Annotated in this window: 14 protein-coding genes; 13 read left to right on the top strand and 1 reads right to left on the bottom strand. The window is 69.9% G+C overall.

Features of this window, described 5'->3' with window-relative positions; genetic code table 11:
- Positions 1–40: 40 nt before the first annotated feature.
- Positions 41–589, bottom strand: a complete 549-nt coding sequence (locus tag R2B38_RS09210) for a beta-class carbonic anhydrase (RefSeq protein WP_033284515.1) — start codon at positions 587–589, stop codon at positions 41–43.
- A gap of 416 nt (positions 590–1,005) precedes the next feature.
- Here R2B38_RS09210 and rsmH point away from each other — a divergent pair, with 416 nt between their 5' ends.
- The 13 genes from rsmH (at position 1,006) to R2B38_RS09145 (ending at position 16,476) form a co-directional block, all read left to right on the top strand.
- A complete protein-coding gene (gene rsmH, locus R2B38_RS09205) occupies positions 1,006–1,962 on the top strand; it encodes a 16S rRNA (cytosine(1402)-N(4))-methyltransferase RsmH (RefSeq protein ID WP_318015785.1) in 957 nt (318 codons plus the stop codon).
- Between the two features lie 62 nt (positions 1,963–2,024).
- On the top strand, positions 2,025–2,639 hold the full coding sequence (locus R2B38_RS09200; RefSeq protein ID WP_318015784.1) for a septum formation initiator family protein: 615 nt from the start codon (positions 2,025–2,027) through the stop codon (positions 2,637–2,639).
- Positions 2,640–2,644: 5 nt separating this feature from the next.
- Positions 2,645–4,639, top strand: coding sequence for a peptidoglycan D,D-transpeptidase FtsI family protein (locus R2B38_RS09195; RefSeq protein WP_411978432.1), 1,995 nt, complete (start codon positions 2,645–2,647; stop codon positions 4,637–4,639).
- 173 nt (positions 4,640–4,812) lie between these two features.
- Complete coding sequence (locus R2B38_RS09190) at positions 4,813–6,333, top strand: UDP-N-acetylmuramoyl-L-alanyl-D-glutamate--2,6-diaminopimelate ligase (protein WP_318021619.1); 1,521 nt, start codon at positions 4,813–4,815, stop codon at positions 6,331–6,333.
- Positions 6,334–6,337: 4 nt separating this feature from the next.
- Positions 6,338–7,768: a UDP-N-acetylmuramoyl-tripeptide--D-alanyl-D-alanine ligase gene (locus R2B38_RS09185; protein ID WP_318015782.1), complete on the top strand. Its 1,431-nt coding sequence runs from the start codon at positions 6,338–6,340 to the stop codon at positions 7,766–7,768.
- Positions 7,765–8,838 (top strand): phospho-N-acetylmuramoyl-pentapeptide-transferase, encoded by a 1,074-nt coding sequence (gene mraY, locus R2B38_RS09180; RefSeq protein WP_318015781.1) that lies wholly within the window; start codon positions 7,765–7,767, stop codon positions 8,836–8,838. The genes R2B38_RS09185 and mraY overlap by 4 nt, the downstream gene beginning before the upstream one ends.
- Positions 8,820–10,253 carry a UDP-N-acetylmuramoyl-L-alanine--D-glutamate ligase gene (gene murD / locus R2B38_RS09175; protein ID WP_318015780.1) on the top strand — a complete coding sequence of 478 codons (1,434 nt, stop codon included), beginning with the start codon at positions 8,820–8,822 and terminating at the stop codon, positions 10,251–10,253. Before mraY ends, murD begins: the two co-directional genes overlap by 19 nt.
- Before the next feature lie 21 nt (positions 10,254–10,274).
- Positions 10,275–11,642, top strand: coding sequence for a putative lipid II flippase FtsW (gene ftsW / locus R2B38_RS09170; protein ID WP_318015779.1), 1,368 nt, complete (start codon positions 10,275–10,277; stop codon positions 11,640–11,642).
- A gap of 6 nt (positions 11,643–11,648) precedes the next feature.
- Positions 11,649–12,740 carry an undecaprenyldiphospho-muramoylpentapeptide beta-N-acetylglucosaminyltransferase gene (gene murG, locus R2B38_RS09165; RefSeq protein WP_033284460.1) on the top strand — a complete coding sequence of 364 codons (1,092 nt, stop codon included), beginning with the start codon at positions 11,649–11,651 and terminating at the stop codon, positions 12,738–12,740.
- A 25-nt stretch (positions 12,741–12,765) separates the two neighbouring features.
- Positions 12,766–13,560, top strand: coding sequence for a cell division protein FtsQ/DivIB (locus R2B38_RS09160; RefSeq protein WP_318015778.1), 795 nt, complete (start codon positions 12,766–12,768; stop codon positions 13,558–13,560).
- Between the two features lie 277 nt (positions 13,561–13,837).
- Positions 13,838–15,025, top strand: a complete 1,188-nt coding sequence (ftsZ, locus tag R2B38_RS09155) for a cell division protein FtsZ (protein WP_318015777.1) — start codon at positions 13,838–13,840, stop codon at positions 15,023–15,025.
- On the top strand, positions 15,022–15,750 hold the full coding sequence (gene pgeF / locus R2B38_RS09150; RefSeq protein ID WP_318015776.1) for a peptidoglycan editing factor PgeF: 729 nt from the start codon (positions 15,022–15,024) through the stop codon (positions 15,748–15,750). The genes ftsZ and pgeF overlap by 4 nt, the downstream gene beginning before the upstream one ends.
- 6 nt (positions 15,751–15,756) lie before the next feature.
- On the top strand, positions 15,757–16,476 hold the full coding sequence (locus R2B38_RS09145; RefSeq protein ID WP_318015775.1) for a YggS family pyridoxal phosphate-dependent enzyme: 720 nt from the start codon (positions 15,757–15,759) through the stop codon (positions 16,474–16,476).
- Positions 16,477–16,585: the final 109 nt, after the last annotated feature.

The following is a 16,585-nucleotide window of genomic DNA, read 5'->3' as shown; positions in this document are numbered from 1 at the left end:
GAGGGGCGAACTTTTCGAAGTTTCGGGGCGGGCGGGTGCGTCAGGCGGGGTCGATCTCGCGCAGCAGACCCGACTTCACGTCGAAGACGAAGCCGCGCACGTCATCAGTGTGCAGCAGGAACGGCGAGGTGCGCACACGCTGCATGGACTGCCGTACGTCCTGCTCGACGTCCCGGAAGGCCTCCACCGCCCAGGCGGGGCGCTGGCCGACCTCCATCTCCAGGTCGTGCCGGAACTCCTCGGTGAGGGACTCCAGGCCGCAGCCGGTGTGGTGGATGAGAACGACACTGCGGGTGCCGAGCGCCCGCTGGCTGATGGTGAGGGAGCGGATCACGTCGTCGGTGACCACACCGCCCGCGTTGCGGATGGTGTGGCAGTCGCCCAGTTCCAGGCCGAGCGCGGCGTGCAGGTCGAGACGGGCGTCCATGCAGGCGACCACGGCCACCTGCAGAACGGGACGGGCGTCCATCCCGGGATCGGTGAAGGCGGCGGCGTACCGCCCGTTGGCCTCGACGAGGCGGTCCGTCACGGTCCCGCCGTCGGTTATGGCGCCTTCGGACTCTGTGGGTACGGATGCGGAGGTCGTCATACCTATGACGGTACTGGTCACCGGCGGTGCGGTCTTGGTGCGGGACGGGAAAAAGAGCGTCATTGCGTCCTCTTGTGAGGTAACCCACACGGGTGGCGGGGGTGCACCCGGCCGGGTGATTCTTCCCGTTTTGACGCTTCGCACGCACCCGGGCCCGCGACGCGCAGGCCGGTTGATTGACCGTGAGACAGCGTGGACTAAAGTTGCGCGAAGCGGGAGGCGAGGCTCTCCCTGCTGGACTTTTCCCGGAGACGCCGGCGACCTTCCGGATTCTCCCCACGTGCGCGGCGCGTACGTACGGCTCGGCCTCCTCCCGCTCCCGGTCGGCTGACGCTTTCGGCGCCGGCAGGCTTCCCCTTCACCCGCGGGCGGGGACCCGGCGGTGCGTACGGCCCTGCCGGATCTGAGAGGGCCCCTTGAGCCAGAGTCGACACGTCCCGGTGATGCTCCAGCGGTGCCTGGACATGTTGGCCCCCGCGCTGGAGCGGCCGGGCGCGGTCGTCGTCGACTGCACGCTCGGCCTCGGCGGCCACAGCGAGGCCCTGCTGACCCAGTTCCCCGAGGCCCGCCTCGTCGCCCTCGACCGCGACAAGGAGGCCCTGCGCCTCTCCGGCGAGCGCCTCGCCCCCTTCGGGGACAGGGCCACCCTCGTGCACGCCGTCTACGACGAACTGCCCGACGTACTGGACCGCCTGGGCATCCCGCGCGTGGAGGGCGTCCTGTTCGACCTCGGCGTCTCCTCCATGCAGCTCGACGAGGCCGACCGCGGCTTCGCCTACGCCCAGGACGCCCCCCTCGACATGCGCATGGACCAGACGACCGGCATCAGCGCCGCCGAGGTCCTCAACACCTACGCGCCCGGCGAACTCGTCCGCATCCTGCGGGCGTACGGCGAGGAGAAGCAGGCCAAGCGAATCGTCTCCGCGGTCGTACGGGAGCGTGACAAGGAGCCGTTCAGCAACAGCGCGCGGCTCGTCGAGCTGATCCGCGACTCGCTGCCGCAGGCCGCCAAGCGCACCGGCGGCAACCCGGCCAAGCGCACCTTCCAGGCGCTGCGCATCGAGGTCAACGGCGAACTGTCCGTCCTGGAGAGCGCGATCCCCGCCGCGGTGAAGTCCCTTGCCGTGGGCGGCCGGATCGCCGTCCTGTCGTACCACTCGCTCGAAGACCGCCTGGTCAAGCAGGTGTTCGCGGCCGGAGCCGCCAACACCGCGCCTCCTGGGCTGCCTGTCGTGCCCGAGCAGTACCAGCCCCGGCTCAAGCTCCTGACGCGCGGTGCCGAACTTCCCACCGAGGAAGAGGTCGCCGAGAACCGGCGAGCGGCACCCGCGCGGCTGCGGGGGGCTCAGCGCATCAGGGAGGACATCGGGTGAGGCAACGGGTCCGTTCGCCGCGAGCGGCATGTGGGTTTGATATTCCAACTCGGGGGGCGTGAGTGAGTAGGAAACCCGAACTGAGGGGCAGGGCTGCCCGTTTCGCGCGGCTCTTCCCGACCGGGCCCGCGCAGACAGGCGGGATCCAGGCGGCCCGTACCCCGTTCGTCCTCCTTGTCGTGCTCCTCCTGGGCGGCGGCCTGATCGCGCTGCTCGTGCTGAACTCCGCGCTCAGCGAAGGGCAGTTCAAGCTGGACGACCTCCAGAAGCAGACCAAGAGCCTCACCGACGAGGAGCAGGCCCTCCAGCGGGACGTGGACGCCTACTCCGCCCCCGACGCCCTCCAGCGCCGCGCCCACGAGCTGGGCATGGTGCCCGGCGGGGACCCCGCCTTCCTCGACCCGGACGGCACCGTGAAGGGTGTCCCGGAGCAGGCAGCCGCGAAGACCGTGAGCACACCGGCGGTCCTCGCCCCCGAAGCACTCGTCAGCAGGCCGGTCCCGAGCCCCAGTTCGAGCCCGGTTCCCACGGCCGTCGTACCGGCACCGGCTCCCGCGGCCACCCCGGTGGCGACCCGGCCCGGACAGCCCGCCGCGACCCAGACCGCTACAACCCGTACCTCCACCGCGCAGTCATCCACAGCACAGTCCTCCACCCCGACAACCCCCGGCAGGTGACGGAAGTGTCCGACAGGGAACCGCCGCGCCGCCGAGTGCCAGGACCGGCCAGGCCCGAACGCCCCGAGGGCGGTAACGCCCCCCGGCGCCGCCCCGGGCCCGGTGCCCGCCCGGCCCGCCGCCCGGCATCTCCTCCGCCCTCGGCGCAATCCTCCGGCCGCCCGGCGGGCCCCCGCTCCCTCCGGCTCGGCAGCCCGCGCCCCCGGCTGCGCATGATCAGCCTCGCGCTGACCCTCGTCCTGATCGCGTTCGTCGTACGGCTGCTGCAGGTGCAGGCGGTCGACGCGAGCGCGTACGCCGCCAAGGCCGCGCAGAACCGGTACGTCGACTACGTCCTGGCCGCCGAGCGCGGTGAGATCACCGACCGCTCCGGGGTGGCGCTGGCGACCAGCGTGGACGCGTACACGATCACCGCCGACCCGACGCTGTTCACCCGCAAGCAGCTCAAGATCGATGACGGGCCCGAGCAGGCGGCCGCGCTCCTCGCCCCGATCCTCGGCGTGGACCAGGCCTCCCTCGTCAAGAAGCTCAGGCCCGCGAACAAGAACCTGCGCTACGTGGTGCTCGCCAACCGGCAGACCCCGCAGGTCTGGAAGCAGATCAAGGACCTGAAGAGCGCGCTGAACACGAAGGCCTCGACCGACCCGACCACGGTCAATGTCATCGCCGGTGTCCTCGCCGTCCCCACCACCAGGCGCGTGTACCCGAACGGCGATCTCGCCGCCGGGATACTGGGCTGGGTCAACGCCGACGGCAAGGGCGGCGGCGGGGTCGAGCAGCAGCTGAACAAGGACCTCACCGGCAAGGACGGCAAGGTCCGCTACGCCCAGTCCGGCGGCCTCCAGGTGCCCACTGCGGGCTCCACGGAGACGCCGGCGGTGCCCGGTTCCGACGTGGAGCTGACGATCGACCGCGACATCCAGTGGGCCGCGCAGAACGCCATCACCGAGCAGGTGAAGAAGTCCAAGGCGGACCGCGGGTACGTGATAGTGCAGGACACCCGCACCGGCGAGATCCTCGCCATGGCCAACGCGCCCGGCTTCGACCCGAACGACCTCGCGCAGGCCAACGCGGCCTCCCTGGGCAACGCGGCCGTCCAGGACGCCTACGAACCCGGCTCCACCGCCAAGGTCATGACGATGGCCGCCGTGCTCCAGGAGAACGCGGCCACCCCGCTGACGCATGTCGTCGTGCCGAACCGGCTGCACCGGGGCGACCGGCTCTTCCAGGACGACGTGGACCACGCGACCTGGAACCTGACGCTGAACGGCGTCCTCGCCAAGTCCAGCAACATCGGGACCATCGAGGCGGCCGGCCAGCTCGGCAAGACCCAGCCCGAGGCCAACCAGGTCCTGTACTCGTATCTGCGCAAGTTCGGCATCGGCAGCTACAGCGGGCTGAACTTCCCCGGCGAGACCAAGGGCATCCTCGCGCCCGCCGACAAGTGGTCGACCTCGCAGCAGTACACGATTCCTTTCGGCCAGGGCATGTCCCTCAACGCCCTCCAGGCGGCCTCCGTGTACTCGACGGTCGCCAACGGCGGAGTCCGCGTCGAGCCCACCCTGGTGCGCGGCACGAAGGGGCCCGACGGCCGCTTCACGCCCGCGGCGACGCCCAAGAAGACCCGGGTCATCAGTGCGAAGACGGCGAAGACCCTCGCCCAGATGCTGGAGTCCGTGGTGGACGACGAGCAGGGCACGGGCGGTAAGGCCGCGATTCCCGGGTACCGGGTGGCGGGCAAGACCGGTACCGCCAACCGCGTGGATCCGGCCACCGGCAAGTACAAGGGCTACACCTCGTCGTTCGCCGGGTTCGCGCCCGCCGACAACCCCCGCATCACCGTCTACTGCGCGATCCAGAACGCCACCAGCGGAAGCTACTTCGGCGGTCAGATCTGCGGACCGATCTACAAGCAGGTGATGGAGTTCGCCCTCAAGACCCTCCAGGTCCCGCCCACCGGGGCGAAGGCCGCGAATCTGCCCGTGACCTTCACGCCCTGATCAGCGCAACAGCCAGGAACCGATCCGTGACCATGATCACCTCCCAGTCCGGGAACCAGGGCCAGCAGGACAACGGGCCCCGCACCTCACTTCGCTCTGCGGCGGGTGCGCCCGGTACGCTCACCGCCGTGCCACCCGCCGATCAGTCCCAAACCCCCCAGAAGGGCGCATCCGTGACCTACCCGGGGCCGCCCAGGCCGGCGCGGATCTCCGCCACACCCCTCGCGGAACTCGCCGACCAACTGGGCGCCGCCGAGCCGGTGCCGACCGCCGAGATCACGGGCATCACCCATGACTCGCGCGCCGTCCGCCCCGGCGACCTGTACGCCGCGCTGCCCGGCGCCCGGCTGCACGGCGCCGACTTCGTCACCCAGGCGGCAGGCCTCGGCGCCGCAGCCGTCCTGACGGACCCGGCCGGCGCCGACCGCGCGGCCGCGACGGGCCTGCCGGTGCTGGTCGTCGAGGACCCGCGCGGGCAGATGGGCGAGCTGGCGGCGACCATCTACGGCCACCCCGGCCGCGATCTGCTCCAGATCGGCATCACCGGGACGTCCGGCAAGACCACCACCGCGTACCTGGTGGAGGGCGGCCTGAAAACGGTCCGGTCCACCGGTCTGATCGGCACGGTCGAGACGCGCATCGGCGACGAGCGCATCAAGTCGGAGCGCACGACCCCCGAAGCCACCGATCTCCAGGCCCTGTTCGCGGTCATGCTGGAGCGCGGGGTCGACGCGGTCGCGATGGAGGTCTCCAGCCACGCGCTGGTCCTCGGCCGGGTCGACGCCTGCGTCTTCGACATCGCGGTCTTCACCAACCTCAGCCCGGAACACATGGAGTTCCACACGGGCATGGAGGACTACTTTCAGGCCAAGGCCCAGCTGTTCACCCCGCTGCGCAGCCGTCAGGGCGTGGTCAACCTCGACGACGCGTACGGCCGCAGGCTCGCCGCCGAGGCCACGGTCCCCGTGGTCACCTACTCCGCCGAGGGCCACCCGGACGCCGACTGGCGCGCCGAGGACGTCGAAGTCGGCCCGATGGACTCGACGTTCACCGCGATCGGCCCCAAGGGTGAGCTGATCACGGCCCGTTCGCCGCTGGCCGGCTCCTTCAACGTGGCCAACACCCTCGCCGCGATCGCCGCCCTCGCCACCGCGGGCCTCGACCCGCAGCTCGCCGCCGACGGCATCGCCGCGGTGCCGGGCGTGCCGGGGCGCCTGGAGCGCGTGGACGTGGGGCAGCCGTATCTCGCGGTCGTCGACTACGCCCACAAGACGGACGCCGTCGAATCGGTCCTGCGCGCGCTGCGCAAGGTCACCGAGGGCAAGGTGCACGTCGTGCTCGGCTGCGGCGGGGACCGGGACAGGACGAAACGTGAGCCCATGGGTGCCGCCGTCGCCCGGCTCGCCGACACCGCCGTACTGACCTCCGACAACCCCCGCTCCGAGGACCCCCTCGCGATCCTCGCGACGATGCTCCAGGGGGCCGCGTCGGTGCCCGCGCACGAGCGTGGCGAGGTCCAGGTCTTCGAGGACCGGGCCGCCGCCATCGCCGCCGCCGTGGCCCGCGCACAGCCGGGCGACACCGTGCTGGTCGCGGGCAAGGGCCACGAGCAGGGCCAGGACATCGCCGGAGTGGTCCGTCCCTTCGACGACCGCCAGGTGCTTCGCGAAGCTATCCAGAAGACCCAGGGATGAACTTGTGATCGCCCTCTCCCTCGCCGAGATCGCAGAAGTCGTCGGCGGGCAGACGCACGACATACCGGATCCGTCCGTCCAGGTCACCGGCCCGGTGGTCCGCGACTCCCGGGAAGTGGAACCCGGCAGCCTCTTCGTCGCCTTCGTCGGCGAGCACGTCGACGGCCACGACTTCGCGGAAGCGGTCGTCGAGGCGGGCGCGGTGGCCCTGTTGGCGTCCCGCCCGGTCGGCGTCCCCGCGATCGTCGTGGACGACGTCCAGAGCGCCCTGGGCGCCCTCGCCCGTCATGTCGTACGACGGCTCGGCGCGACCCTCGTGGCCCTCACCGGCTCGGCGGGCAAGACCAGCACCAAGGACCTCATCGCGCAGGTGCTCGCGCGCAAGGCGCCCACGGTGTTCACGCCGGGATCGTTGAACAATGAGATCGGGCTGCCGCTGACCGCGCTGAGCGCCACCGCCGAGACGAGGTTCCTCGTCCTGGAGATGGGCGCCCGCGGCATCGGTCACATCCGCTACCTCGCGGATCTGACGCCCCCGAAGATCGGCCTCGTCCTCAACGTCGGCACCGCCCACATCGGCGAGTTCGGCGGCCGGGAGCAGATCGCACAGGCAAAGGGTGAACTCGTAGAAGCGCTCCCTTCAGTCGAGGACGGCGGCGTCGCGGTCCTCAACGCGGACGATCCGCTCGTGCGGGCCATGGCGTCCCGTACGAAGGCGAAGGTGATCCTTTTCGGAGAGTCCGGCGAAGCGGACGTACGGGCCGAGAACGTGAGACTCACGGACAGCGGACAGCCCGCCTTCAGCCTTCACACACCCTCCGGGTGCAGCGAAGTGACCATGCGCCTGTACGGTGAGCACCACGTGTCGAACGCGCTCGCCGCGGCCGCCGTCGCCCATGAGCTGGGCATGTCCGCAGACGAGATCGCCACCGCGCTCTCCGAGGCGGGCTCCCTCTCCCGCTGGCGGATGGAGGTCACCGAGCGACCGGACGGCGTGACCATCGTCAACGACGCCTACAACGCGAACCCCGAGTCCATGCGAGCCGCCTTGCGCGCGCTCGCTGCAATGGGCAAGGCCTCACAGGCAGAGGGGGGAAGGACGTGGGCGGTGCTCGGCAAGATGGCCGAGCTCGGGGACGAGGCGCTCGCCGAGCACGACGCGGTCGGACGGCTGGCCGTCCGGCTCAATGTCGGCAAGCTCGTCGCGGTCGGGGGCAGGGAAGCGTCCTGGCTGCAACTGGGCGCATATAACGAGGGTTCGTGGGGTGAGGAGTCGGTGCACGTGTCCGACGCACAGGCGGCGGTCGACCTGTTGCGCAGCGAGTTGCGCCCGGGAGACGTCGTTCTCGTGAAGGCGTCCCGGTCGGTCGGGCTCGAGAGCGTGGCGCAGGCGCTCATCGAGACCGGTGCCGAGGGTGAGGTTGCCGCCCGATGATGAAGCAGATCCTGTTCTCAGGAGTCATCGGCCTGTTCCTGACCCTGGTGGGCACCCCGCTGCTGATCAAGCTGCTGGCCCGCAAGGGCTACGGCCAGTACATCCGTGACGACGGCCCGCGCGAGCACGCCAGCAAGCGCGGTACGCCGACGATGGGCGGTATCGCGTTCATCTTCGCGACGGTCGCCGCCTACTTCCTGTCCAAGGTCATCACCGGTTACACGCCGACCTATTCGGGTCTGCTGGTGCTCGGTCTGATGGTGGGCATGGGCCTGGTCGGCTTCCTGGACGACTACATCAAGATCGTCAAGCGCCGTTCGCTGGGCCTGCGGGCCAAGGCGAAGATGGCCGGCCAGCTGATCGTCGGCATCAGCTTCGCGGTGCTCGCCCTGCAGTTCAAGGACGTCAGCGGCAACACCCCGGCCTCGACGAAGCTGTCCTTCATCACGGACTTCGGGTGGAACATCGGCCCGATCCTGTTCGTGATCTGGGCGCTGTTCATGATCCTCGCGATGTCGAACGGCGTGAACCTGACGGACGGTCTGGACGGCCTGGCCACCGGCGCGTCGGTGCTGGTCTTCGGCGCTTACACCTTCATCGGTGTCTGGCAGTTCCAGGAGTCCTGCGCCAACGCGCAGACCCTGACCAACCCGAACGCCTGCTTCGAAGTGCGCGATCCGCTCGATCTCGCGGTCATCGCCTCCGCGCTGATGGGTGCCTGCCTGGGCTTCCTGTGGTGGAACACCTCGCCGGCCAAGATCTTCATGGGGGACACCGGTTCGCTGGCCCTCGGCGGTGTGCTGACGGGTCTGGCGATCCTCTCCCGCACCGAGCTGCTGGTCGCCATCATGGGTGGTCTGTTCGTCCTCATCACGATGTCGGTGGTCATCCAGGTCGGCTCGTTCAAGCTCACCGGCAAGCGGGTCTTCCGCATGGCCCCGCTCCAGCACCACTTCGAACTCAAGGGCTGGTCCGAAGTGCTCGTGGTGGTCCGTTTCTGGATCATCCAGGGCATCTGCGTGATCGTCGGCCTGGGCCTCTTCTACGCGGGATGGGCAGCGGAAAAGTGACCGACGGTCAGGGTCTCTCCTTCGAGGGCAAGCACGTCACCGTCGCCGGGCTCGGTGTCTCCGGCATCCCGGCGGCCAAGGTCCTGCACGGCCTCGGCGCGCTCGTCACAGTCGTGAACGACGGCGACGACGAGCGCTCCCGGGCCCAGGCGGCCGACCTGGAGGCGCTCGGCATCACCGTGCGCCTCGGCGACGGGGCGACCCTGCCCGACGGCACCGGACTGATCGTCACCACCCCCGGCTGGCAGCCCGACAAGCCGCTGTTCACGGCGGCGCGTGAGGCGGGCGTTCCGGTGTGGGGGGACGTGGAGCTGGCGTGGCGCCTGCGCGGCCCTGATGCGGCCCCCTGGCTCGCCGTCACCGGCACCAACGGCAAGACCACCACCGTCCAGATGCTCGCCTCGATCCTGAAGGCTGCGGACCTGCGCACGGCGGCGGTCGGCAACATCGGCGTCTCGGTCCTGGACGCCGTACTCGGGGACGAGGAATACGACGTCCTCGCCGTGGAACTGTCGAGCTATCAGCTCCACTGGGCGCCCTCGCTGCGCGCCCACTCCGCCGCCGTTCTCAACCTGGCGCCCGATCATCTCGACTGGCACGGCTCGATGGAGGCGTACGCCGCCGACAAGGGCCGTATCTACGAAGGCAATCGGGTCGCCTGCGTCTACAACGTCGCCGACAAGGCCACCGAGGACCTCGTCCGCGAGGCCGATGTCGAGGAGGGGTGCCGGGCGATCGGCTTCACCCTCGGCAGTCCCGCGCCGTCCCAACTCGGCGTCGTGGACGGCATTCTGGTGGACCGTGCCTTCGTCGAGGACCGGCAGAAGAACGCGCAGGAGCTGGCGGAGGTCTCCGACGTCAACCCGCCCGCCCCGCACAACATCGCCAACGCCCTTGCCGCAGCTGCCCTCGCGCGCGCCTTCGGGGTGCCCGCCAAGGCCGTACGGGACGGGCTGCGGGCCTTCACGCCCGACGCGCACCGCATCGCGCACGTGGCGGATGTGGACGGTGTCGCGTACATCGACGACTCCAAGGCCACCAACACCCATGCGGCGGAAGCCTCGTTGGCGGCCTACGAGTCGATCGTGTGGATCGCGGGCGGCCTCGCCAAGGGCGCGACCTTCGACGAACTCGTCGCCAAGTCGGCCAAGCACCTTCGGGGCGTGGTGCTGATCGGCGCCGATCGCGCGCTGATCCGCGAAGCCCTGGCGCGACACGCGCCGGAAGTACCCGTCGTCGACCTCGACCGGACCGACACTGGGGCGATGCTCGCGGCTGTCCAGGAGGCACAGCGGCTCGCCGCCGCCGGCGACACGGTGCTGCTCGCCCCGGCCTGCGCCTCCATGGACATGTTCGCCAACTACAACAAGCGCGGTGACGCGTTCGCCCAGGCGGTTCGCGAACTCGGCGCCTGACCGACGCAAGCGGAGGCGCTGATGCCCAGTAGCCGTACCGGCCGGCCGCCCGTGCGGCAGCGGACCCCCAGACGTCCCGCCGCCGCCAGGACCGTCCGCGACAACCCCGTCCGACGGCTGTACACCAACGCCCGCCGGGCCTGGGACCGGCCGCTGACCGCCTACTACCTGATCGCCGGCGGCAGTGTGCTGATCACCGTGCTGGGTCTGGTGATGGTCTACTCGGCCTCCCAGATCACCGCGCTCCAACTCTCGCTGCCCGGCTCGTATTTCTTCCGCAAACAGTTCCTCGCGGCCTGTATCGGCGGCGTCTTGGCGCTGGCCGCCTCGCGGATGCCGGTCAAACTCCACCGGGCGCTGGCCTATCCGATCCTCGCGGGAGCCGTCTTCATGATGGCGCTGGTGCAGCTGCCGGGGATAGGGATGTCGGTCAACGGCAACCGCAACTGGATCTCCCTGGGCGGCTCCTTCCAGATCCAGCCCAGCGAGTTCGGCAAGCTGGCCCTGGTCCTGTGGGGGGCCGACCTGCTCGCCCGCAAGCAGGACAAGGCGATGCTGTCCCAGTGGAAGCACATGCTGGTGCCGCTGGTGCCGGTCGCGTTCATGCTGCTCGGGCTGATCATGCTCGGCGGCGACATGGGTACGGCGATCATCCTCACCGCGATCCTGTTCGGCCTGCTCTGGCTGGCCGGCGCCCCGACCCGGCTCTTCGTCGGCGTGCTGTCGATCGCGGCCGCGATCGGTGTGATCCTCATCAAGACCAGCCCCAACCGCATGGCCCGGCTCGCCTGCATCGGCGCCACCGAGCCCAAGACCGGGGTCGCCGACTGCTGGCAGGCCGTGCACGGGATCTACGCGCTCGCATCGGGCGGGATCTTCGGCTCCGGGCTCGGGGCGAGTGTGGAGAAATGGGGTCAACTCCCCGAGGCCCACACCGACTTCATCTTCGCCGTCACCGGTGAGGAACTGGGTCTGGCGGGCACACTGTCGGTGCTCGCCCTCTTCGCGGCTCTAGGCTATGCGGGTATCCGCGTGGCCGGACGCACGGAGGACCCCTTCGTGAGGTATGCCGCGGGAGGCGTGACCACCTGGATCATCGCTCAGGCGGTGATCAACATCGGTGCGGTGCTCGGCCTGCTGCCGATCGCCGGCGTCCCGCTCCCGCTGTTCTCCTACGGGGGTTCCGCCCTGCTGCCGACCATGTTCGCCATCGGGTTGCTGATCGCCTTCGCGCGCGACGACCCCGCTGCGCGGGCGGCGCTTGCGATGCGGCAACCCCGCTTTGGTAGAAAGCGGGGGGCCAGGGGTACCGGTTTTGGCCAACGGCCCCGGAGATGGAACACGATGCGACGGCGTGCCTCGGCGGCGCGTTCGTCCGGAGAGCGGTGAATTTCGGTGCATGTCGTACTCGCCGGTGGGGGGACCGCCGGCCACATCGAGCCGGCGCTCGCCCTCGCGGACGCCCTGCGCAGGCAGGACCCCACCGTGGGGATCACAGCCCTGGGCACGGAGCGCGGCCTTGAGACCCGTCTCGTACCCGAGCGGGGCTACGAACTCGCGCTGATCCCCGCCGTACCCCTGCCGCGCAAGCCCACCCCCGAACTGATCACCGTGCCGGGCCGGTTGCGCGGCACGATCAAGGCGGCCGAGCAGATCCTGGAGCGCACCAAGGCGGACTGCGTCGTCGGCTTCGGCGGCTATGTCGCGCTGCCCGGCTACCTCGCGGCCAAGCGCCTCGGCGTGCCGATCGTGATCCACGAGGCCAACGCCAGGCCCGGGTTGGCCAACAAGATCGGCTCGCGGTACGCGGCCCGGGTCGCCGTCTCGACCCCGGACAGCAAGCTGCGGGACGCCCGCTACATCGGCATCCCGCTGCGCCGCACGATCGCCACCCTGGACCGCGCGGCCGTACGGCCCGAGGCCCGGGCCGCGTTCGGGCTCGACCCGAACCTGCCGACGCTGCTGGTCTCCGGCGGCTCGCAGGGCGCCCGGCACCTGAACGAGGTGGTCGAGCGGGTCGCGCCGTACCTCCAACAGGCCGGAATCCAGATCCTGCACGCGGTCGGCCCGAAGAACGAACTGCCGCAGGTGCACCAGATGCCGGGGATGCCCCCCTACATCCCGGTACCGTACGTGGACCGGATGGACCTCGCGTACGCCGCGGCCGACATGATGCTCTGCCGCGCGGGCGCGATGACCGTCGCCGAACTCTCCGCCGTCGGACTCCCGGCCGCCTACGTCCCGCTGCCCATCGGCAACGGCGAACAGCGGCTGAACGCCCAGCCGGTGGTCAAGGCCGGCGGCGGACTCCTGGTCGACGACGCGGAACTGACGCCCGAGTGGGTCCAGGGCAATGTCCTGCCCGTGCTCGCCGACCCGCACCGGCTGTACGAAATGTCGCGCGCGGCAAGCGAGTTCGGCCGCCGGGACGCCGACGACCTGCTCGTCGGCATGGTGTACGAGGCGATCGCCTCGCGGCACCGTTAGCCATATGTGAGAGAGGCAGGGGAGCGTGGCCGGACCGAGCACCGCCGAGCGCGGTGAACGCCAACAGGAGTCGTCCGGCCCGCCCCTTGTCCGGCGCCTGGGGCCCAGACGCCTTCGTCTGATTGTCGTACTCGCCCTCGCCGCAGTCCTGTTGGGAGCCGCCACGGTCTGGCTGCTCTACGGCTCGCAGTGGCTGCGGGTCGAGAAGGTGTCGGTCTCCGGCACGAAGATCCTGACGCCTCAGCAGGTGCGCGAAGCCGCCGGCGTTCCGGTCGGCGGACCGCTCGTCTCGGTCGACACCGATGCGATCGAAGCCCGACTCCGCAGGAAATTGCCCCGAATTGACACCGTTGACGTAGTCCGTTCCTGGCCTCATGGAATCGGGCTGAAAGTGACCGAACGCAGCCCGGTCCTGGTGGTGAAAAAGGGCGGAAACTTCGTCGAAGTGGACGACGAGGGCGTGCGATTCGCCACCGTTTCCACACCCCCGAAGTCCGTCCCCACCCTCGAATTGGCACTCTCCCAATCGAGTTCGTCCGCGGCGGGCCTGCGCCGCTTCGGCGAGGACCGGCTCGTGCGCGAGGCGGTGGGCGTCGCGGGTGACATTCCGGCCGCGGTCGCACGCGTCACCCAGACCGTCAAGGTCCGTTCCTACGACGACATCTCACTGGAGTTGACCGGCGGCCGTACCGTCGCATGGGGAAGTGGCGAGAAGGGCACAGCGAAGGCGCGTACGCTCACCGCTCTCATGAAAGCAGCTTCCGGCGCCCGGCACTTCGACGTAAGTGTTCCCACCGCCCCTGCGTCAGCCGGGAGTTGACGCACATTCGCGCAGGCCAGCACCCTGGTTGGGCAGCGCTACGGCTGATCACATAGGGTGAAAAGAAAAACGGGAGGTTCGGCGTGTTCGTTGAACGTGCGCCACTTGTCGACTTAGTGTCCTGTTCAGAAGACTTCAAGGAACGGACACACTGGTAACCCTAAACTTCAACGTTAGGGTTCGGGTCGGCGCTACGGACCGTCCCATTCGGCATCCGTCGTCGGGTCGCGGAACACCGCGACCGACGACACGTAACTCGAGGCGAGAGGCCTTCGACGTGGCAGCACCGCAGAACTACCTCGCAGTCATCAAAGTCATCGGTGTCGGCGGCGGTGGTGTCAATGCCATCAACCGGATGATCGAGGTCGGTCTCAAGGGCGTCGAGTTCATCGCCATCAACACCGACGCGCAGGCGCTGTTGATGAGCGACGCCGACGTCAAACTCGACGTCGGCCGCGAACTCACCCGCGGACTCGGCGCCGGCGCCAACCCGGCCGTCGGCCGCAAGGCCGCCGAGGATCACCGCGAGGAGATCGAGGAGGTCCTCAAGGGGGCCGACATGGTCTTCGTGACGGCCGGAGAGGGCGGCGGCACCGGTACCGGCGGCGCCCCCGTCGTGGCCAACATCGCGCGCTCCCTGGGCGCCCTCACGATCGGCGTGGTCACCCGCCCGTTCACCTTCGAGGGACGGCGCCGGGCGAACCAGGCGGAGGACGGCATCGCCGAACTCCGCGAAGAGGTCGACACCCTCATCGTCATCCCGAACGACCGGCTGCTGTCCATCTCGGACCGCCAGGTCTCGGTCCTCGACGCCTTCAAGTCGGCGGACCAGGTCCTGCTCTCCGGTGTGCAGGGCATCACCGATCTCATCACCACGCCCGGCCTGATCAACCTCGACTTCGCCGACGTCAAGTCCGTGATGTCCGAGGCCGGTTCGGCCCTCATGGGCATCGGCTCGGCCCGCGGCGACGACCGCGCGGTGGCGGCGGCCGAGATGGCGATCTCCTCGCCGCTTCTCGAAGCCTCCATCGACGGCGCCCGCGGCGTCCTGCTCTCCATCTCCGGCGGCTCCGACCTCGGCCTGTTCGAGATCAACGAAGCGGCCCAACTGGTCAGCGAGGCCGCCCACCCCGAGGCCAACATCATCTTCGGCGCGGTCATCGACGACGCCCTGGGCGACGAGGTCCGGGTCACGGTCATCGCGGCCGGCTTCGACGGCGGCCAGCCGCCGACCCGCCGCGAGACGGGCACCAGTTCGTCCTCGGCCCGCCGCGACGAGCCGACCCCGGTACGGCAGGAGAGCCGTCCGTCCTTCGGCTCGCTCGGCAGCGTGAAGCCCAAGGAGGACCCGGAGCCCGCCCCGGAGCCGGTCGCCGACCTCCCGGTCGCCCCGCCGGTCCCGCCGTCGCGGACGTACTCGGACAGCGCCGCCGAGGAGCTGGACGTACCGGACTTCCTGAAGTGATAGGACAGTTCGACACCGTGAGCGGCGCGCACTTCGCCTTCACCGACAGGTGGGGCGGGGTGAGCGCCGTTCCGTACGAGGAGCTCAACCTCGGCGGCGCGGTCGGCGACGACCCGGACGCGGTCCGTACCAATCGCGAACTGGCCGCCAAGTCACTGGGGTTGGACCCCGGCCTGGTGGTCTGGATGAACCAGGTGCACGGCGCGGACGTGGCGGTCGTCGAGGGGCCCTGGGGCACCTCGGACATCCCCTCCGTCGACGCGCTCGTCACCGCACGGCGCGGCCTCGCCCTCGCCGTGCTGACCGCCGACTGCACACCGGTCCTGCTCGCCGACCCGGTCGCCGGGATCGCGGGCGCGGCCCACGCCGGTCGCCCTGGCATGGTCGCCGGGGTCGTCCCCGCCGCCGTAGCGGCCATGGTCGAACTCGGCGCCGATCCCGCCCGGATCGTCGCCCGCACCGGACCCGCCGTCTGCGGCCGGTGCTACGAAGTCCCCGCCGACATGCGCGCCGACGTCGCCGCGGTGGAACCGGCGGCGTACGCCGAGACGAGTTGGGGCACTCCCGCGGTCGACGTGACCGCCGGCGCGCACGCGCAGCTCGACCGGCTCGGGGTGCGCGACCGGGAGCAGTCGCCGGTGTGCACCCGTGAATCGGACGACCACTTCTCGTACCGCCGCGACCGGACGACCGGGCGCCTGGCGAGCTATGTCTGGCTGGACTGACGGGACATGACGGACCGTAGGGCTGAACTCGCCGCAAATCTGGCGAAAGTCGAGGAGCGCATCGCCGCCGCCTGTGTGGCGGCCGGGCGGAAGCGTGAAGAAGTGACCCTGATCGTGGTCACCAAGACCTATCCGGCAAGCGACGTGCGGATGTTGGCGGAACTGGGTGTCCGTCATGTCGCCGAGAACCGGGACCAGGACGCCGCCCCGAAGGCCGCCGAATGTGCGGATCTGGCGCTGAGTTGGCACTTCGTGGGTCAGTTGCAGACCAACAAGGTGCGATCCGTGGTCGGTTACGCCGATGTCGTGCAGTCGGTCGACCGGGCCCGGCTCGTCACCGCGCTGTCGAAGGAGGCCGAGCGGTCCGGGCGCCGACTGGGCTGTCTCATCCAGGTCGCACTCGATGCCGGAGTGAGCGGGCGGGGCGAGCGGGGTGGCGTCGGGCCGGGCGGGATCGGGGAGTTGGCCGATCTCGTCGCCGGGGCTCCGGGACTGCGGCTCGACGGGCTGATGACCGTCGCTCCGCTCACCGGTGAGTATGCGGGACGCCAACTGGAGGCGTTCGGGCGGTTGATGGATTTGTCGACTGACCTGCGCCGAGCCCATCCTGCTGCGAACATGGTGTCGGCAGGGATGAGTGCGGACCTCGAACAGGCCGTGGCAGCCGGAGCGACACATGTACGCGTCGGCACTGCGGTACTCGGCGTGCGCCCCAGGCTCGGGTAACGTCGCCAGGAAGTCGGACCACAGCAGAAAATATGGTCAATGCCGCTGAAGACGGGCATAACGACCTCGTGGATCGCGGGCACTTGGCAGTCGTCAGCCGATCCACCAC

It is taken from the genome of Streptomyces sp. N50, from assembly GCF_033335955.1.
Classification (GTDB): Bacteria; Actinomycetota; Actinomycetes; order Streptomycetales; family Streptomycetaceae; genus Streptomyces.
The sequence above is the reverse complement of the archived record's forward strand: the minus strand, read 5'-3'. Positions and strand labels throughout refer to the sequence as shown.

Coding starts and splice junctions, on each gene's coding strand:
- ftsW (WP_318015779.1), top strand. CDS start 10,275: ATGCCCAGTAGCCGTACCGGCCGGCCGCCCGTGCGGCAGCGGACCCCC.
- mraY (WP_318015781.1), top strand. CDS start 7,765: ATGATGAAGCAGATCCTGTTCTCAGGAGTCATCGGCCTGTTCCTGACC.
- R2B38_RS09210 (WP_033284515.1), bottom strand. CDS start 589: ATGACGACCTCCGCATCCGTACCCACAGAGTCCGAAGGCGCCATAACC.
- murD (WP_318015780.1), top strand. CDS start 8,820: ATGGGCAGCGGAAAAGTGACCGACGGTCAGGGTCTCTCCTTCGAGGGC.
- R2B38_RS09145 (WP_318015775.1), top strand. CDS start 15,757: ATGACGGACCGTAGGGCTGAACTCGCCGCAAATCTGGCGAAAGTCGAG.